Origin of the sequence: Aeromicrobium sp. IC_218 (assembly GCF_004336805.1) — a bacterium.
In the GTDB taxonomy this organism is placed as follows: domain Bacteria; phylum Actinomycetota; class Actinomycetes; order Propionibacteriales; family Nocardioidaceae; genus Aeromicrobium.
In genome coordinates this window covers 223,418-239,153 of sequence record NZ_SJXM01000004.1, presented here as the reverse complement: position 1 = coordinate 239,153, position 15,736 = coordinate 223,418, and the positions used below count along the sequence as shown (strand labels likewise).

The following is a 15,736-nucleotide window of genomic DNA, read 5'->3' as shown; positions in this document are numbered from 1 at the left end:
GGGCTCAGCGCAGGAAGGGGCCGCGCAGGTCGAGCATCTGGTCCTCGGGCGGGACGGCACGGACCGTCGCGATCCAGAGCACCGCGACGAGCAGCACGACCATCGTCACCGCGGTGGCGTACGCCCCGGCGAAGAACCAGCCCTCCGGGTCGAGCCAGCAGAAGCCGGCGAAGCCCGACCCGGCTGCACCCAGCGCCAGCATCGTCCGGGCCGTCCGGCCGACGGCCAGGGCAGCGACCGCGAGCCCGGCGCTGACCCACTTCACGGCGACGAGGGCGCCCTCGCGCCATCCCGCGCCGGGGACGTCCGGCAGCAGGTAGATCTCCGGGATCGACGCGAACAGCGCCAGGACCGCCAGGACGAGCGCGACCGTGCGGCGGGCGGACGTCGTCATGGACGCACGATGACACGAACCGCGCCCCGAGGGACGCGGTTCGTGTCATCTACGTGGAGCGGGAACGGTGAGGAGGCAACCGAAAGGCCGTCCCACTCGGTTGCCTGCTCACCGCCGCCGATGCGGTGAGGTTCCCTGCTCACCGCCGACGGGCCGGCGAGGGCCGGCTCAGCGGCCGGTGCGGCGCCAGACGGTGACGTGGGTGCCGGGGAACGGCACCGGCAGGTTGCGCACCTGGCCGGACGCCGCGACCTGCGCCTCGAGCTCGGCGACCCGCTCGGCCAGGGACTGCACCTGCTTGCGCAGCTCGATGACCCGCTTGACGCCCTCGAGCCCGACGCCCTCCGACGTCAGGCTGGCGACCTCGCGGAGCAGCTCGATGTCGAGCAGCGAGTAGCGCCGGCCGCCGCCGCCCGTGCGGGCCGGCTCGACCAGGCCGAGCCGGTCGTACGTGCGCAGGGTCTGCGGGTGCAGCCCCGACAGCTCGGCGGCCACGCTGATCACGAAGACCTTCGCTTCCGGTCCCGGCGGGACGAACGCGTCCATCACGACACCTTCTCGAACTCGTCGTCGCGCGGGCTACGTCCTCCCCGCGCCGCGCGCAGCGCCTCGACGGCGGCGCGCTCCTCGTCGGTCAGCTCGTCCGGCACGTGCACCTGCACGGTGACCAGCAGGTCGCCGGTCGCCTTGCTGGTGGCGACGCCCTTGCCGCGCACGCGGAACGTGCGACCGGACGGGGTGCCGGCCGGCACCTTGAGCGTCACGCGCGCGCCGTCGAGCGTCGGCGCGCTGATCTGCGCCCCGAGCACGGCCTCGTCGTACGCGACCGGGACGGTCACGGTGAGGTGGTCGCCCTTGCGCCCGAACACCGGGTGCGGGGTCACGTGGACGACCAGGAACAGGTCGCCGTCCGGGCCGCCGTTCTCGCCCTTGCCACCCTTGCCCTTGAGCCGGATGCGCTGGCCGTCCTTGACGCCCGCGGGCACGCGCACCGTGATGGTGCGCGCCGACGGCGCCCGGCCCGAGCCCCGGCAGGTGTCGCATGCGTGCTCCACCACCAGGCCGCGACCGTGGCACTGGGTGCAGGTCTCGGTCATGGCGAACACGCCGCCGGACGCCCCGGTCTGCACGCCGCTGCCCTCGCAGCGCGGGCACACCTTCGGGACGGTGCCCGGACGCGCGCCCGTGCCGTGGCACGTGCCGCACGGCTCCTCGCTGGCGGTGCGCAGCGGCAGCGTCGCGCCCTCGGCGGCCTGCTCGAACGTCAGGGTCGCCTCGGTCTCGACGTCGTCGCCGCGGCGGGCGCGGGGTGCCCGGGTGCGGGCACCCCGCGGGCCGCGTCCGCCGCCGAAGAAGCCGCCCAGGATGTCGCCGAGGTCGAAGTCGACCCCCGCGCCGCCCGGGAACCCGGCCCCTCCGCCGCCGAACTGGCTGAACAGCGTCCGCTGCTCGTCGTACTGCTTGCGCTTCTCGGGGTTCGAGAGGACCGAGTAGGCCTCCGAGACGTCCTTGAAGCGCTCCTCGGCGGCCTTGTCGCCGGGGTGCGAGTCGGGGTGGTTCTCGCGCGCGAGCTGGCGGTAGGCCTTCTTCACGTCGGCCTGCGTCGCGTCCTTGGACACCCCGAGGATCTGGTAGAAGTCCTTGGATCCGTGGTCAGACGAGCTCATCGCGCGTCACCTCCTCAGCTCTCGTCGGCGGCGTCCGCGGGCGCCGCGCTCTCCTCGTTCTCGTTCCCACCGGCGGCGGGCTCGACCACTCCCACGGTCGCCGGGCGCAGCACGCGCTCGCCGACCTTGTAGCCCGTGCGCATGACCGAGTGCACCGTGGTGGTGCTGACCTCGGCCGACTCGCCGGCGTGGAAGACCGCCTCGTGCAGGTTCGGGTCGAACACGTCGCCCTCCTGCCCGAACGACTCCAGGCCGTGAGCCTTGAGCGCCTGCTGCAGCGAGTCGGCGACGGCCTTGAAGCCGCCGGTCAGCTCGCCGTGCTCGCCGGCCCGGCCGATGTCGTCCATGACCGTGAGCAGCGAGCCGAGCACCTTCTCGGCGCCCTGGGCCCGCACGAGCTCGCGGTCGCGGTCGACGCGGCGCTTGTAGTTCACGTACTCGGCCTGCAGGCGCTGCAGGTCGGCCGTGCGCTCGTCGAGCTGGCGGCGCAGGTCGGCGGTCTCGTCGACCTGCTCACCAGCCGGGTTCTCGTCCGTCCCCTGGGGGGCGGAGTCCGCGGCGGCGTCCACCGCGGGCTCCTCCCCCATCGGGACCTGGTCGGCCGGGTCCGTCACTTGGTGTCCTTCTCGTCCTCGTCGACGATCTCGGCCTCGACGACGTCGTCGTCGCCGTCGGTGGGCTCGCCACCGGTCGCGCCCTCGGCCTCGGCCTGCTGCGCGGCGGCCTCGTACATCGCCTGGCCCATCTTCGAGCTGGACTCGGCCAGCTTCGTCGACGCGGCCTGGACGGCGTCGGCGTCGTCGCCCTTCAGCGCCTCGCGCAGGGCGTCGAGGTCGGACTGCACCTCGGCCTTGACGTCGTCGGACACCTTGTCGCCGTTCTCGTTCAGGAACTTCTCCGTCGAGTGCGCGAGCGACTCCGCCTGGTTGCGGGTCTCGACCTGCTCGCGGCGCTGGCGGTCCTCCTCGGCGTACTGCTCGGCGTCCTTGACCATGCGGTCGATGTCGTCCTTCGACAGCGCCGAGCCGCCGGTGATCGTCATCGACTGCTCCTTGCCGGTGCCGCGGTCCTTGGCCGAGACGTTGACGATGCCGTTGGCGTCGATGTCGAACGTGACCTCGATCTGCGGGACGCCGCGGGGCGCCGGCGGCAGGCCGGTGAGCTCGAACGTGGCCAGCAGCTGGTTGGCCGAGGCCATCTCGCGCTCGCCCTGGTAGACCTGGATCGCGACCGACGGCTGGTTGTCGTCGGCGGTCGTGAAGACCTCCGAGCGCTTCGTCGGGATCGTGGTGTTGCGCTCGATCAGCTTGGTCATGATGCCGCCCTTGGTCTCGATGCCGAGGGACAGCGGGGTGACGTCGAGCAGCAGGACGTCCTTGACCTCGCCCTTGAGCACGCCGGCCTGGAGGCTGGCGCCCACGGCGACGACCTCGTCGGGGTTGACGCCCTTGTTGGGCTCACGGCCGCCGGTGAGCTGCTTGACCAGCTCGGAGACGGCGGGCATGCGGGTCGAGCCGCCGACCATCACGACGTGGTCGATGTCGGCCACCTTGATGCCGGCGTCCTTGATGACGTTGTGGAACGGCGCCTTGGTGCGCTCCAGCAGGTCCGCGGTGATCTTCTCGAACTCGGCGCGGGTCAGCGTCTCGTCCAGGAACAGCGGGTTCTTGTCCGCGTCGACCGTGATGTAGGGCAGGTTGATCGACGTCGAGGACGAGCTGGAGAGCTCGATCTTGGCGCGCTCGGCGGCCTCGCGGATGCGCGGCATCGCCATCTTGTCCTTGGTCAGGTCGATGCCCGTCTTGGACTTGAAGGAGCTGACGATCCAGTCGGTGACCGCGTTGTCCCAGTCGTCACCACCGAGGTGGTTGTCGCCGCTGGTGGCCTTGACCTCGATGACGCCGTCGCCGATCTCCAGCAGCGAGACGTCGAACGTGCCGCCGCCCAGGTCGAAGACCAGGATGGTCTGCTCGGTCTCGCCCTTGTCCAGGCCGTACGCGAGCGCGGCGGCGGTGGGCTCGTTGATGATGCGGCTGACGTTCAGGCCCGCGATCTCGCCGGCCTCCTTGGTCGCCTGGCGCTGGTGGTCGTTGAAGTACGCCGGCACGGTGATGACCGCGTCGGTGACCGGCTCGCCCAGGTACGCCTCGGCGTCGCGCTTGAGCTTCTGCAGCACGAAGGCCGAGATCTGCTGCGGGGTGAACGTCTTGCCGTCCACCTCGGTCTTCCAGTCGCTGCCCATGTGGCGCTTGACCGAGCGGAAGGTGCGGTCGTTGTTGGTGACGCCCTGACGCTTGGCGACCTCGCCGGCCAGGACCTCGCCGTCCTTCGCGAAGGCGACGACCGACGGCGTCGTGCGAGCGCCCTCGGCGTTGGCGATGACGGTGGGCTCGCCGCCCTCGAGCACGGCGACGACCGAGTTGGTCGTACCCAGGTCGATTCCGACGGCACGTGCCATGGTGTTTCCTCCTGCGGATCGGGTGGTGCTAGGTCTGTGTGTCGTTGCCGAGATGCTCGTCAACTGACTTGAGTCTGAATGTATCAACTTGCTCCACGTCCGGATCATTCCCGGGTTCCGCACCTCGTCGGGCGGGCCCGTGCGCGGACCAATACGGTGCTGGCATGACTCCCCTGACCCGTACCCGCACCGCCCTCGTCTCGATCGCCGCCCTCGCCGTCCTGGGCGCCTGCAGCTCCGACGACGGCGGCGACGAGGGGTCCGGGAAGGGATCGGAGAGCTCGTCGTCGGCGTCGCCGTCCGCACCGGCCGTCGACCCGGCGACCGGTGAGAAGGCCGAGACCGACGCGTTCTCGTTCACCGCGCCCGAGGGCTGGCGCGACGTGACCGACCAGATCCCCGGCTACGACCCGGAGATCGCCTACGCCGCCACCGAGGCGCAGGACGGCTTCACCACCAACGTCAACGTCCTGCCCGAGCCGGCGTTCCAGAGCCGCTCGGTCGACGAGGTCGTCCCGGCCACCGTCAAGCAGCTGGAGACGATGGGCTTCAAGGACGTGCAGGAGCAGGACCGCTTCACCGTCGCGGGCGAGGAGGCCGGCGTCATCTCGGCCGAGGCCTCGCAGAACGCCGTCACCTACCGCACGCGCCAGTACTTCCTGGCCAAGGACGACAAGGGCTGGGTCGTCACCTTCTCGTTCCCGGCGTCGACCACGCCGGACGCCCAGGCCGAGCTCGCCGAGAGCGTCATGACCACCTGGACGTGGAGCTGACCACGCGCTCCGGGGCGTACTTCGAGCGCCTGGACGAGCGGACGTTCCGCGCCACCGAGCACACCGGCGGCGCCTGGAGCACGAGCGAGCAGCACGTCGCCCCGGCGCTGGGCCTGCTGACCCACCTGGTCGAGCAGGACCGCGACCGCCGTCGCGACGACGGGCTCGTCGTCGCGCGGCTGTCGTTCGACATCCTCGGCACGATGCCGATCGCCGAGATGGACGCTCGCGTGGAGGTCGTCCGGCCCGGTCGGACGATCGAGCTGGTCGAGGCGACCCTCGCCCAGCAGGGCCGCGACGCCGTCCGGCTGCGGGCCTGGCTGCTGCAGCCGACCGACAGCCAGGCCGTCGCGGGCACGGCGCTCGAGCCGATCGACCCGCCCGAGGCGCTCGAGCCATGGGACGCGTCGGCCGTGTGGCCGGGCGGTTTCATCGCGTCGGCGCAGGTGCGCCGCCGCCAGCACGAGCCCGGACGCGCCCAGGTCTGGGTGCGCACGGACGTGCCGCTGCTGGCCGGCGAGCCGGCGAGCGACACCGCCCGGCTCGCCGGGCTGCTCGACATCGCCAACGGCATGACCGTGCGCCAGGACCCACGCGAGGTCGCGTTCCCCAACGTCGACCTCACCGCGCACCTGCTGCGGCCGCCCACCGGTGCCTGGCTGGGCCTGGACACCCGGGTGTCGTTCGGTGCCGGCGGGCTCGGCGCGACCACGAGCGTCCTGCACGACGAGGCCGGCCCGCTCGGCACGTCGACCCAGGCGCTCACGGTCCGTCCCGGCGCCGCCGGCTGAACCCGACACCGAGCCCGTCCCCGCTGGCTGAGCCTGTCGAAGCCGTCCCCGCTGGCTGAGCCTGTCGAAGCCGCCTTCGACAGGCTCAGGGAGCGGGATGACGGCTCATCGGGCGGGGCGACGCCAGGCGGGGTCGCGGCCGATGAACCCGAGCAGCCGGTCCTGGACCGGCGCGTCCTCGGGCACCGGCACGGCCGGGCCGTACTGCCCCGACGAGCGCAGCACGTCCTCGATCGGCTGCATGCCGCGCAGGAGCGCCGCGCAGTAGCCGGGGTCGAGCAGGTCGGCCTGGCCGGTCGCACGGGCGAGGTCCCAGGTGTGCATGAAGACGTCGGCGACGTAGAAGTCCTCGACGACCCGGCCGAGCGGTCGCGTGCCGGCGTGCGGGTGGGTGAAGTCCTGCTCCGCGCGCGGCGACTCCAGCAGCGCCTGGACGTGCTGCTCGTGCGCGGCCCACGCGGCGACCGGGTCGTCCGCCACCGGCGGGACGGGCTCGAGCTCGACCCCGCCGGCGGACAGGAAGCCGGGCAGCCACGTGACCAGGTGGTCGACGACGTCGCGCGCCACCCAGCCGTCGACCGGGGCCGGGACGTCCCAGTCGCGGACGCCCCGCACGCGGTCGCCGAACGAGTCCGCGACCCGCCGGTGCCAGGTCGCCGGCGTCGTCACGACACCTGCCCGGCGGCCAGGAGGTCGTCCAGCTTGGCGTAGCCGTCGTTGACGCCGCCCTCCATGCCGCTGCGCAGCCAGGCGTCGCGGCCCTCCATGCTGTCGCAGAGCGACTGGGTGCGCAGGCGAGTGCGCCCGTCGCCGAGGTCCTCGAACGTCATCGTCTCCAGCGACACCTCGTCGGGCATGCCCTCGAAGGTGAACGTCTGCACGAGCCGGTCCTCGCGGACCTCGTGGAAGCAGCCGTGGAAGCCGAACTCCTGACCGTCGTGGACGTTGACGAAGCGCCAGCTGCCGCCGGTGCGGGCGTCCCAGTGGTCGATGCGGGTCTCGATGCCGTGCGGCCCGACCCAGCGGGCGTACAGCTCGGGATCGGTGTGCGCGCGGACCAGCTGGGCCGGCGTGGCGTCGAAGTCGCGCGTGATGCGGATGATCGGCAGCGTCGGGTCGGCCTCGATCGTCGCCTGGGTGCGGGTGGTGGTCATGATGCGTCCTTCTTCTTCTGCGGGGTCTCCTGCTGCTCGGGGGCGTCCATCTCGGCGAGCACCGCGTCGAGGCGCGCGAAGCGCTCCTCGGCCCGGCGCCGGTACCGCTCGATCCATGCGGTCATGAGGTCGAGCACCTCCGCCTCGAGGTGGACCGGACGGGTCTGCGCCTTCCGGCCGCGCGACACCAGGCCCGCGTCCTCCAGCACCTTGAGGTGCTTGGAGACCGCCTGGACGCTGACGTCGTACGGCTCCGCGAGCCGGCCGACCGTGGCGTCGCCGTCGGCGAGCCGGGCGACCATGTCGCGGCGGGTGGGGTCCGCGAGGGCCGCGAACACCTGGGAGAGCTGGTCCGTCATGTCGTTCCTCAACTGATTGGTTGACAACGACCGTACGCCCGTCATCCCCGGTCGTCAACCAGTTGGTTGAAGAACGTCCGGCATGGCCTACTGACCACGTGACCGACGGCTTCGACGCACTGCTGGCCGGACGCGGTGGGCTGACCTACGAGCAGCTCGACGCCGCGGCCGAGCGCCTGCAGGCCCTCGTGACCGACACCGCCGTCGCGCAGATCGGCCGCCGGCTGGCCCACGAGTTCGACATCGAGGTCGCGACCGACCGTGCGCCCCGGCTCTCGCCGCCGCCCGGCTACCGGCGTCCGGCCGCGGGCGCCATCACCACCCACGTGCTCGCGCGCTCCCGCTCGTCCCGGCCCGCCCACGCCGAGGTCTGGGTGACGGTGTGGCCGGCGCTCGGCGGCGCGGACGTGAGCGACCTGCTGCTCCTGCGCGAGGGCACCGACCGCTCGCTGCCGATCGACGTGCGCGACGTCCACCCGCAGCCGGTCGATTCGCTGCGCGACCGGCTCAACGGCTTCGTGGCCGAGCAGGTCGCGTCCGTCGTCGCCGCCCTCAACGTCGCCATGCAGCGCGCCTGGCTCCAGGGCGGCCACGACTCCTAGGTCACCCCGGCCCGGCTCCGCCGCGAAGTGTGTCGCTTCGGACGGGGGCGCGCGCCCACCGACGTCGAGGGCGTCACACGTCGCGGCAGCGCGGGGCTCGGGTGAGGGACGCGGTCAGGCGTCCTCGGCGGTCAGCGGCTTGGCGATGTTCTCCAGCGACTGCCCCTCGGCGCGGACGCCCAGGAAGATCGCCACGACGCCGGCCGCGACCATGAGGGCCGCACCGATGAAGTAGCCCGGCGCGATGCCGGTGATGTCGCCGCTCTCGCTGGCCGCGTCGATGAGCCGGCCGAACAGCAGCGGGCCGGCGATGCCGCCGAGCGCCGTGCCGACGGCGTAGAAGAACGCGATGCACAGGGCGCGCGTCTCCATCGGGAAGACCTCGCTGGCGGTCAGGTACGCCGAGCTCGCGCCCGCCGAGGCGATGAAGAAGATGACCATGCCGAAGATCGTCAGCGTCACCGCGGTGAGGTCGCCGAGCACGAATCCGGCCACCGCGAGCAGCAGGCCGGACGCGATGTAGGTGCCCGAGATCATCGGGATGCGCCCGACCTTGTCGAACAGCGGGCCGAGCGCCAGCGCGCCGACGAAGTTGCTGAGCGCGAACGCGGCCACGTAGTAGCCGGTCTGCTTCACGTCCAGGAACGTCGAGAGGGTGTCGGCATAGGTGAAGAAGAACGCGTTGTAGAGGAACGCCTGTCCGGCGAACAGCGACAGGCACAGCACGGTGCGCTTCGGGTAGAGCGTGAAGACGGTGCGTGCGATCTCGGCGACGCTGATGGTGCGGCGCTGGCGGATCGTGAGGGTCTCGTCGACCGGGTCGAGCGTCAGGTGGTCCTCGCGCTCGATCGTGTCCTCGATGTCGCGCACGATGCGCTCGGCCTCGTCCTCGCGGCCGTGGATGAACAGCCAGCGCGGGCTCTCGGGCACGTTGCGGCGCACCCACAGCACGGCCAGGCCGAGGAAGGCGCCGAGCGCGAACGTGAGGCGCCAGCCGAGCCCGGCGTCGATGACGTTCGGGTCGGTCAGCGGGATGGTCAGCAGCGCGCCGCCGGCGGCCCCGAGCCAGTACGAGCCGTTGATCGTGATGTCGATGCGACCGCGGTAGCGGGCCGGGATCAGCTCGTCGATGGCCGAGTTGATCGCTGCGTACTCGCCGCCGATGCCCGCGCCGGTGAGGAACCGGCAGGCCAGGTACCAGGCCAGGTTCATCGAGAAGGCGGTGAGCACCGTGCCGACCAGGTAGACCACCAGCGTCACGATGAACAGCTTCTTGCGGCCGAACCGGTCGGTGAGCTGGCCGAAGAACAGCGCGCCCAGGCACGAGCCGGTCACGTAGACCGCGCCGGCCAGGCCGATGTCGGCGCTGGACAGCCCGAGCCCGTCGTCGGACTTCAGCACGCTCGACAGGTTGCCGACGATGGTCACCTCGAGCCCGTCGAGGATCCACACCGTCCCCAGGCCGATGATGATCAGCCAGTGCCAGCGTGCCCACGGGAGCCGGTCCATGCGGGCGGGGACGTCGGTCGTGATGCGCCCGAGCTCGGCGCTCTTGCGGTTGTCGGCCTGCGAGGTCATGGCTCGGTTCTATGCCCCCAGCACGACGCGCGCACCTCCACCTCGAGGTGCGGGCGTCGTGACGGACGTCGGACGGGTCAGCCGGCGTCGGGGTCGGCGTGCTTGCCGCCGGCCCCGATCGGGGTGGCCTCGCCCTCGCCGGCGTGCTTGGCCGAGGCGACCTCGCCACCGTGGTCGCCGGTGCGGACGCCGGTGTGCCGCTCGAGCGACTCGCCCTCGACGTCCAGGTTCGGCATGGCCTTGTCCAGCCAGCGCGGCAGCCACCACATGCGGTCGCCGAGCAGGGCCATGAACGCCGGGACGAGCGTCATCCGCACCAGGAACGCGTCGGCCAGGATGCCCACGGCGAGCGAGAAGCCGATCGTCTTGATGATCACGTCGTCACCCAGCGCGAACGACCCGAAGACGCCGATCATGATCGCCGCCGCGGCCGTCACGACGCGGGCGCCGTGCTGGAAGCCGTGGACGACCGAGCCCACCGCGTCGCGACCGTGCGTGTACTCCTCGCGCATCCGCGAGACGAGGAAGACCTCGTAGTCCATCGCCAGGCCGAACAGGATGCCGGTCATCAGCAGCGGCAGCATGAACAGGATCGGCCCGGCCTTGTCGACGCCCACCAGCTCGGCGAACCAGCCCCACTGGAACACCGCGACGGTCGCGCCGAGCGCGACGCCGACGGTCAGCAGGAAGCCCACGACGGCCTTGAGCGGCACCAGGATCGAGCGGAACACCAGCGCCAGCAGGACGAACGCCAGGCCGACGACGACCAGCAGGTACTTGGGGAAGGCGTTGGCCAGCTCCTCGGCCACGTCGACGCCGATGGCCGTCTGGCCCGAGACGTAGACCGTGGCGCCGGTGTCGGACTCGACGCCCGAGACCGCGTCGCGCAGGTCGTGCACGAGGTCCTGGGTGTCGGCGTCGGACGGACCGCTCTCGGGGATGACCGTGACGGTCGCGTACTGCGTGGCGTCGAGCTGCTGGGCGAACGCGTCGGCGGCGGCCTGGTCCTGCGGGTCGGCGACCGGCGGGACGACCGCGGAGACGTCCTTCTCCACGCCGGACACGGCCTCGACGGTCGCGTCGACCGCGGCCTGCGGGTCGTCGGCACCCTTCGTGTCGACGATGACCAGCAGCGGGCCGTTGACGCCGGCGCCGAAGTTCTCGGCGATGAGGTCGTACGCCTCGCGCGGGCCCGAGCCCTCGGCGGCGGTGCCGTCGTCGGGCAGGGCCAGCTGCATGGACGCGACCGGCACCGAGGCGATCGCGGCCAGCGCGACGCCGACGACGAAGACCGGCACCTTGTGCTTGGTGACCATGTCGACCCAGCGGCGTCCGTTGGTGCGGCCGACGGACGGGTCCTCGGGGTCCGGCGCCTTGAGGAACGGGATCTTGCCGCCCAGCACGCGACGCTTGGCGAAGCCGAAGATGGCCGGCAGCAAGGTCAGCGCGATGAGCACGGCGACGGCGACGGTGGCCGCGGCGGCCAGGCCCATCTCGGTCAGGAAGGAGATGTTGACGACCGACAGGCCGGCCAGAGCGATGACGACGGTGAGGCCGGCGAAGATGACCGCCGAGCCGGCGGTGCCGACCGAGCGGGCGGCCGCCTCCTCCGGGTCGCGGCCGACGTGGATCTCGTGGCGGTAGCGCGACACGATGAACAGCGCATAGTCGATGCCGACGGCCAGGCCGAGCATCGTGGCCAGGATCGGGGTGGTCGAGCCGAGGTCGACGAAGCCGGTCAGCGTGGTGATGCCGGCGATGCCGATGCCGACGCCGATGAGCGCGGTGAGCAGCGGCATGCCCGCGACGAGCAGCGAGCCGAACGTGATGACCAGGACGACGAGCGCGATGACGACACCCATGGCCTCGGTGGCGCCGGTGTGCGGGATCTCCTGGAGCGCGTCGCCGCCGATGTGGACGGTCAGGCCCGCGTCCTCGGCGGCCTGCGGGGCGTCCTCGAGGGCGTCACGGTCGGCGGCCTTGAGCTCGATCGACGGCTTGTCATAGGTGACCGTCGCGTAGGCGACCGTGCCGTCCTCCGAGACCGTGCCCGTGGTGAACGGGTCGGAGGTGGCCACCACGCTGTCGGTCTTCGCGGCGGCCAGCGTGTCGGTGACGAGCTGCTTGTTCTGGCCCTCGGTGAGGGTCTGGCCCTCCGGTGCCTGGAACGCGATGCGCGCGGTCGCGCCGTCGGGCGCGGCGTCCGGCGTGCGGTCGGTGATCAGCTCGAAGGCCTCGGTCGACTCCAGGCCGGGCAGCGAGAACTCGTCGGACGTCTTGCCCGACAGCGTCGCGGCGCCGGCGCCGGTCAGCACGAGCAGCGCGAGCCACGCGGCGACCACGGTCTTGCGGTGCCGGAAGGACCACCGTCCGAGTCGGTAGAGGTACCAGGCCATGGAGCGTCTCCTAGGGGATGTGCGGGGGTTCAGTGGACGCCGAGGGCCGGCAGCAGCACCGACTCGACGTAGTCGTGGACGTACTCGTCGGTGAGCTCGCCGGCCATCACCGCGTCGTGCAGCACGAAGGGGGCGACGAGCAGGACGGCCAGGTGCCGCAGCGCCGGGGCGTCGGCCGCGACCTCGCCGCGCTCGACGGCCCGGTCGACCAGGGCACGCACGCGGTCGGTGGCCGGCTCGACCGCCTGGCGCCGGATCGCCTCGGCCAGCTCGGGGTCCGTGCGGGTCGCGGTGAGCAGCGCGCCGATCAGCTCGGCCTCGTCCGTCACCTTCGGCTCGCGCGGCTCGAACATCTCGAGCAGGTCTCCGCGCAGGGTGCCGGTGTCGGGCAGCGGCTCCTCGAAGGTGGCGAAGCAGCTCAGGGCGTCCACCACGAGAGCGGTCTTGCTGCCCCACTGGCGGTAGAGCGTGGCCTTGCTGGAGCGGGTCGCGTCGGCGACCTGGTCCATCGTCACCTTGTCGAATCCGTGCTCGGCCACGAGCGCGAGCGCGCCGGAGAAGATCTCCTCGCGCCGCTCCTGCGACAGGGCCATGGCTCTCCTCGGTACGAAACAGTTTCGTTTCGAGGTTAGGCGGGGGTCACCGCGCGCACAATGTGAGCGTCGTCACCCGTGGGTGGCGCACCGCCGGACCGTCTCCGCGCAGTCGTCGCAGCGGACGAACTGGGCCACGCACGAGCCGAGGTCGCAGTCGCGCACGGCGCGCGACGGAGCGTCGCAGCGGTCGCAGCGGCCGACGACGGCCGTGTGGTCGCTGAAGTCGGTCTGGTCACGCCCGTCGAAGACGTACAGCGACCCCTCCCACAGCCCGTCGTCGCCGTACGTCTCGCCGTACCGGACGATGCCGCCGTCGAGCTGGTAGACGTGCTCGAACCCGCGGTGGCGCATGAGCGGCGTCAGCACCTCGCAGCGGATCCCGCCGGTGCAGTAGGTGACGACCGGCTTGTCCTTGAGGTGGTCGTACGCCCCGCTGTCGAGCAGCTCGACGAACTCGCGGGTGGTCGACACCGGCGGACGCACCGCGCCCTTGAACCGGCCCAGCTCGGACTCCACGGCGTTGCGCCCGTCGAAGAACACGACGTCCTCGCGCTCGACCAGCTCGTGCAGCGCGGCCGGGCTGAGCGGCGTGCCGCCGCCGACGACGCCGTGCTCGTCGACCTCCAGCTCGTCCGGGACGCCGAACGTCACCACCTCGTCGCGGGCGCGGACGCGCAGCCGCGGGAAGTCCGAGGTGGTGCCGTCGGGCAGCAGCGGGCTGCCGTCGCTCCACTTCACGTCCAGGTCGCGGAACGGGAGGTACGCCCGCGTGCCGTGGACGTAGCGCTTGAGCACGTCCACGTCGCCGCCGAGGGTGCCGTTGATGCCGTGCGGGGAGACGATGACGCGGCCCTTGAGCCCGAGCGACTCGCACAGCGTCTGCTGCCAGAGCCGGACCGCCTCGGGGTCGGCCAGCGGCCGGAACGCGTAGTACAGGATCACCTTCGGCGTGGCCACGCGGGAAGTCTAGGAGCCGGTCGCCACCGGCCACTCACGGCGCTCGTCGCCGTCCCAGCGGCGCAGGCCGGACGCCTTGCCGGCCAGGTCGCGCGGTCGCTCGGCCAGCGAGGCCAGGGCCGCGTCGACCTGTGCGCCGGTGAGGTGACGGGCGAGCGTGACGTGCGGGGTCCAGCGGTCGGGCAGCCCGTTGTCGCGCACGTGCTCCCCGGACGCGACCAGGTCGGCCACCTCGTGCTGCAGCGCGAGCAGCCCGGCGCTCGGCACGACGGTGCGGCACAGCACGAAGGTGCGCCGGCCGAACAGCAGCCAGCCGCCGAGCCGCACCTCGAGCCCCGCGGGCGGCGCGAGGTCGAGCAGGCCCTGCTCGGCCTCGGGCGTCAGCGCGTCGGCGACCGCGAGCGTGGCGTGCGGCCGGTTGGACGCGCCGCGGTGCCGCGCCTGGCTGGGCAGGGCCGCGTCGGCGAGCAGCGTCCACTCGCGGCGCACCTCGTCCTCGAGGGCCGCGTCGAGCAACAGCTCCACGGACTGGACCACGAGGTCACCGTACGCTCGCGGCATGACCGAGCTGCACGAGCTGAGCGCGATCCAGATGGCCGCGGCCCTGCGTGCGCGGGAGGTGTCGTCGGTCGAGCTCGTCGGCCACCACCTGGAGCGGGTCGACGTCCACGGGCCGCGGCTCGGCGCGTTCGTCACCGTCACCCCCGAGCGGGCGCTGGAGCGTGCGGCCGCTGCCGACGCCCGGCTGGCCACCGGTGACGCTCCCCCGTTCTGCGGGGTCCCGACCGCGTTCAAGGACCTGACCTCGACCAAGGGCGTCCGCACGACGCTCGGCTCGCGGCTCATGGCCGACCATGTGCCGGACGTCGACGCCTACGTGGTCGAGCTCGTCGAGGCGGCCGGATTCGTCAGCCTGGGCAAGACCAACACCCCCGAGGTCGGCCTGTCCTCCTACACCGACAACGACGTGGTCGGCCCGGCCGCGACGCCGTGGGACGTCACCCGCAACGCCGGCGGCTCCAGCGGCGGCGCGGCCGCGGCGGTCGCCGCGCGGCTGCTCCCGCTGGCGCCGGGCAGCGACGGCGGCGGCTCGATCCGCATCCCGTCCTCGTGCTGCGGCGTGGTCGGGTTCAAGCCCAGCCGCGGCCGGGTCAGCGCCGGTCCGGCCGGCAGCGACTGGAACGGCCTGGCGGTGGACGGCCCGATCGCCCGCACCGTCGCCGACGCCGCCGCCCTGCTGGACGTCCTCGCGCGGCCCATGCCCGGCGACCCGCGCCCGCTCCCGGCGCCCGCGCAGCCGTACGCGTCCGCGGTCGGGCGCGACCCCGAGCGGCTGCGGATCGCCCGCTGGAGCGAGCCGTACCTGGACGGCGTCGAGGCGTCGGCCGAGTCGGTGGCGGCGTGGGAGCACGCGTCCCGGCTGCTGGAGTCGCTCGGCCACGAGGTCGTCGACCTGCCGAACCCGTGGCCGCAGGACCTCGAGCCGCAGTTCAACGTCGTCTGGTCGACCGGCGTGGCCGCCGCGCCGATCCCGGTCGAGGCCGACCCGCTGCTGCGCGGCACCACCCGCTACTGGCGCGAGCGCGGCGCCCGGTCGTCCGGCACCGACCTCGTGCGCGCGATGCAGCACCTGGAGTCCACCACCCGGCGCGTCGTCACCGGGCTGCAGGGCTTCGACGCCTTCCTGACCCCGACCCTCGCCCTGCCGCCGCAGCCGCACGCGTGGTTCACCGAGTCCGGCGACGGCGCCGAGGACCACCGCCGCGAGCTGCTGTTCACCCCGTACACCGCACTCATGAACATGAGCGGCCAGCCGGCCGTGAGCCTGCCGCTGGGCTGGACCGACGCGACCGACGAGCGCCCGACCCTGCCGGTCGGCGTCATGCTCGCCGCCCACCCGGGGCAGGACGCGCTGCTGCTCGCGCTGAGCGCCCAGGTCGAGGCCGCGGCTCCCTGGCACGACCGGGTGCCGCCGGGCTGCTGACGCCCGGTTTCGGACGAACGTCCCAAT

At 72.5% G+C, this 15,736-nt stretch carries 17 protein-coding genes; 4 read left to right on the top strand and 13 right to left on the bottom strand.

Features of this window, described 5'->3' with window-relative positions:
• Window positions 1-4 precede the first annotated feature (4 nt).
• The 5 genes from E0W78_RS07060 to dnaK all read right to left on the bottom strand — a co-directional run bounded on the left by E0W78_RS07060 (window position 5) and on the right by dnaK (window position 4,519).
• Window positions 5-394 carry a hypothetical protein gene (locus tag E0W78_RS07060; RefSeq protein ID WP_131403144.1) on the bottom strand — a complete coding sequence of 130 codons (390 nt, stop codon included), beginning with the start codon at window positions 392-394 and terminating at the stop codon, window positions 5-7.
• Between the two features lie 168 nt (window positions 395-562).
• Entirely contained in the window at window positions 563-940 is a 378-nt protein-coding gene (locus tag E0W78_RS07055) for a helix-turn-helix transcriptional regulator (RefSeq protein WP_131403143.1), read from the bottom strand.
• Entirely contained in the window at window positions 940-2,061 is a 1,122-nt protein-coding gene (gene dnaJ / locus E0W78_RS07050; protein WP_131403142.1) for a molecular chaperone DnaJ, read from the bottom strand. Before dnaJ ends, E0W78_RS07055 begins: the two co-directional genes overlap by 1 nt.
• A 14-nt stretch (window positions 2,062-2,075) precedes the next feature.
• Complete coding sequence (gene grpE, locus E0W78_RS07045) at window positions 2,076-2,675, bottom strand: nucleotide exchange factor GrpE (RefSeq protein WP_207392669.1); 600 nt, start codon at window positions 2,673-2,675, stop codon at window positions 2,076-2,078.
• Entirely contained in the window at window positions 2,672-4,519 is a 1,848-nt protein-coding gene (gene dnaK / locus E0W78_RS07040; RefSeq protein WP_131403141.1) for a molecular chaperone DnaK, read from the bottom strand. The genes grpE and dnaK overlap by 4 nt, the downstream gene beginning before the upstream one ends.
• Before the next feature lie 164 nt (window positions 4,520-4,683).
• Between dnaK and E0W78_RS07035 the strand changes: the two genes are divergently transcribed.
• Together E0W78_RS07035 and E0W78_RS07030 are read left to right on the top strand one after the other, a co-directional pair.
• Window positions 4,684-5,292, top strand: coding sequence for a hypothetical protein (locus tag E0W78_RS07035; RefSeq protein ID WP_131403140.1), 609 nt, complete (start codon window positions 4,684-4,686; stop codon window positions 5,290-5,292).
• Entirely contained in the window at window positions 5,283-6,083 is an 801-nt protein-coding gene (locus tag E0W78_RS07030; protein ID WP_242686262.1) for a thioesterase family protein, read from the top strand. The genes E0W78_RS07035 and E0W78_RS07030 overlap by 10 nt, the downstream gene beginning before the upstream one ends.
• Before the next feature lie 105 nt (window positions 6,084-6,188).
• Here the strand turns inward: E0W78_RS07030 and E0W78_RS07025 are convergent, their stop codons facing one another.
• From E0W78_RS07025 to E0W78_RS07015, 3 genes are read right to left on the bottom strand one after another with little or no spacing between them, the layout of a single operon-like run.
• On the bottom strand, window positions 6,189-6,752 hold the full coding sequence (locus E0W78_RS07025; protein ID WP_131403139.1) for a TIGR03086 family metal-binding protein: 564 nt from the start codon (window positions 6,750-6,752) through the stop codon (window positions 6,189-6,191).
• On the bottom strand, window positions 6,749-7,237 hold the full coding sequence (locus tag E0W78_RS07020; RefSeq protein WP_207392668.1) for an SRPBCC family protein: 489 nt from the start codon (window positions 7,235-7,237) through the stop codon (window positions 6,749-6,751). The genes E0W78_RS07025 and E0W78_RS07020 overlap by 4 nt, the downstream gene beginning before the upstream one ends.
• Window positions 7,234-7,596 (bottom strand): metalloregulator ArsR/SmtB family transcription factor, encoded by a 363-nt coding sequence (locus tag E0W78_RS07015; RefSeq protein ID WP_131403138.1) that lies wholly within the window; start codon window positions 7,594-7,596, stop codon window positions 7,234-7,236. Before E0W78_RS07015 ends, E0W78_RS07020 begins: the two co-directional genes overlap by 4 nt.
• Before the next feature lie 98 nt (window positions 7,597-7,694).
• Between E0W78_RS07015 and E0W78_RS07010 the strand changes: the two genes are divergently transcribed.
• Window positions 7,695-8,198, top strand: a complete 504-nt coding sequence (locus E0W78_RS07010; protein ID WP_131403137.1) for a hypothetical protein — start codon at window positions 7,695-7,697, stop codon at window positions 8,196-8,198.
• A gap of 114 nt (window positions 8,199-8,312) precedes the next feature.
• Here the strand turns inward: E0W78_RS07010 and E0W78_RS07005 are convergent, their stop codons facing one another.
• From E0W78_RS07005 to E0W78_RS06985, 5 genes are all read right to left on the bottom strand, one after another.
• Window positions 8,313-9,776 carry an MFS transporter gene (locus E0W78_RS07005; protein WP_131403136.1) on the bottom strand — a complete coding sequence of 488 codons (1,464 nt, stop codon included), beginning with the start codon at window positions 9,774-9,776 and terminating at the stop codon, window positions 8,313-8,315.
• 77 nt (window positions 9,777-9,853) lie between these two features.
• A complete protein-coding gene (locus E0W78_RS07000; RefSeq protein WP_131403135.1) occupies window positions 9,854-12,172 on the bottom strand; it encodes an MMPL family transporter in 2,319 nt (772 codons plus the stop codon).
• A 29-nt stretch (window positions 12,173-12,201) separates the two neighbouring features.
• On the bottom strand, window positions 12,202-12,765 hold the full coding sequence (locus tag E0W78_RS06995) for a TetR/AcrR family transcriptional regulator (protein WP_131403134.1): 564 nt from the start codon (window positions 12,763-12,765) through the stop codon (window positions 12,202-12,204).
• Between the two features lie 72 nt (window positions 12,766-12,837).
• Entirely contained in the window at window positions 12,838-13,725 is an 888-nt protein-coding gene (locus tag E0W78_RS06990) for a rhodanese-related sulfurtransferase (RefSeq protein WP_131403133.1), read from the bottom strand.
• Window positions 13,726-13,734: 9 nt separating this feature from the next.
• Window positions 13,735-14,262 (bottom strand): 2'-5' RNA ligase family protein, encoded by a 528-nt coding sequence (locus E0W78_RS06985; protein WP_131403132.1) that lies wholly within the window; start codon window positions 14,260-14,262, stop codon window positions 13,735-13,737.
• Window positions 14,263-14,284: 22 nt separating this feature from the next.
• On the opposite strand from E0W78_RS06985, the gene E0W78_RS06980 reads away from it, so the two are divergent.
• Window positions 14,285-15,709, top strand: coding sequence for an amidase (locus tag E0W78_RS06980; protein WP_131403131.1), 1,425 nt, complete (start codon window positions 14,285-14,287; stop codon window positions 15,707-15,709).
• The last annotated feature ends 27 nt before the right edge of the window (window positions 15,710-15,736 follow it).

What these genes read in the sequence shown, in the direction of transcription:
- E0W78_RS07060 (WP_131403144.1), bottom strand. Translation starts at nt 394, where the DNA reads ATGACGACGTCCGCCCGCCGCACGGTCGCGCTCGTCCTGGCGGTCCTG.
- E0W78_RS07055 (WP_131403143.1), bottom strand. Translation starts at nt 940, where the DNA reads ATGGACGCGTTCGTCCCGCCGGGACCGGAAGCGAAGGTCTTCGTGATC.
- dnaJ (WP_131403142.1), bottom strand. Translation starts at nt 2,061, where the DNA reads ATGAGCTCGTCTGACCACGGATCCAAGGACTTCTACCAGATCCTCGGG.
- dnaK (WP_131403141.1), bottom strand. Translation starts at nt 4,519, where the DNA reads ATGGCACGTGCCGTCGGAATCGACCTGGGTACGACCAACTCGGTCGTC.
- E0W78_RS07035 (WP_131403140.1), top strand. Translation starts at nt 4,684, where the DNA reads ATGACTCCCCTGACCCGTACCCGCACCGCCCTCGTCTCGATCGCCGCC.
- E0W78_RS07020 (WP_207392668.1), bottom strand. Translation starts at nt 7,237, where the DNA reads ATGACCACCACCCGCACCCAGGCGACGATCGAGGCCGACCCGACGCTG.
- E0W78_RS07015 (WP_131403138.1), bottom strand. Translation starts at nt 7,596, where the DNA reads ATGACGGACCAGCTCTCCCAGGTGTTCGCGGCCCTCGCGGACCCCACC.
- E0W78_RS07005 (WP_131403136.1), bottom strand. Translation starts at nt 9,776, where the DNA reads ATGACCTCGCAGGCCGACAACCGCAAGAGCGCCGAGCTCGGGCGCATC.
- E0W78_RS07000 (WP_131403135.1), bottom strand. Translation starts at nt 12,172, where the DNA reads ATGGCCTGGTACCTCTACCGACTCGGACGGTGGTCCTTCCGGCACCGC.
- E0W78_RS06995 (WP_131403134.1), bottom strand. Translation starts at nt 12,765, where the DNA reads ATGGCCCTGTCGCAGGAGCGGCGCGAGGAGATCTTCTCCGGCGCGCTC.
- E0W78_RS06980 (WP_131403131.1), top strand. Translation starts at nt 14,285, where the DNA reads ATGACCGAGCTGCACGAGCTGAGCGCGATCCAGATGGCCGCGGCCCTG.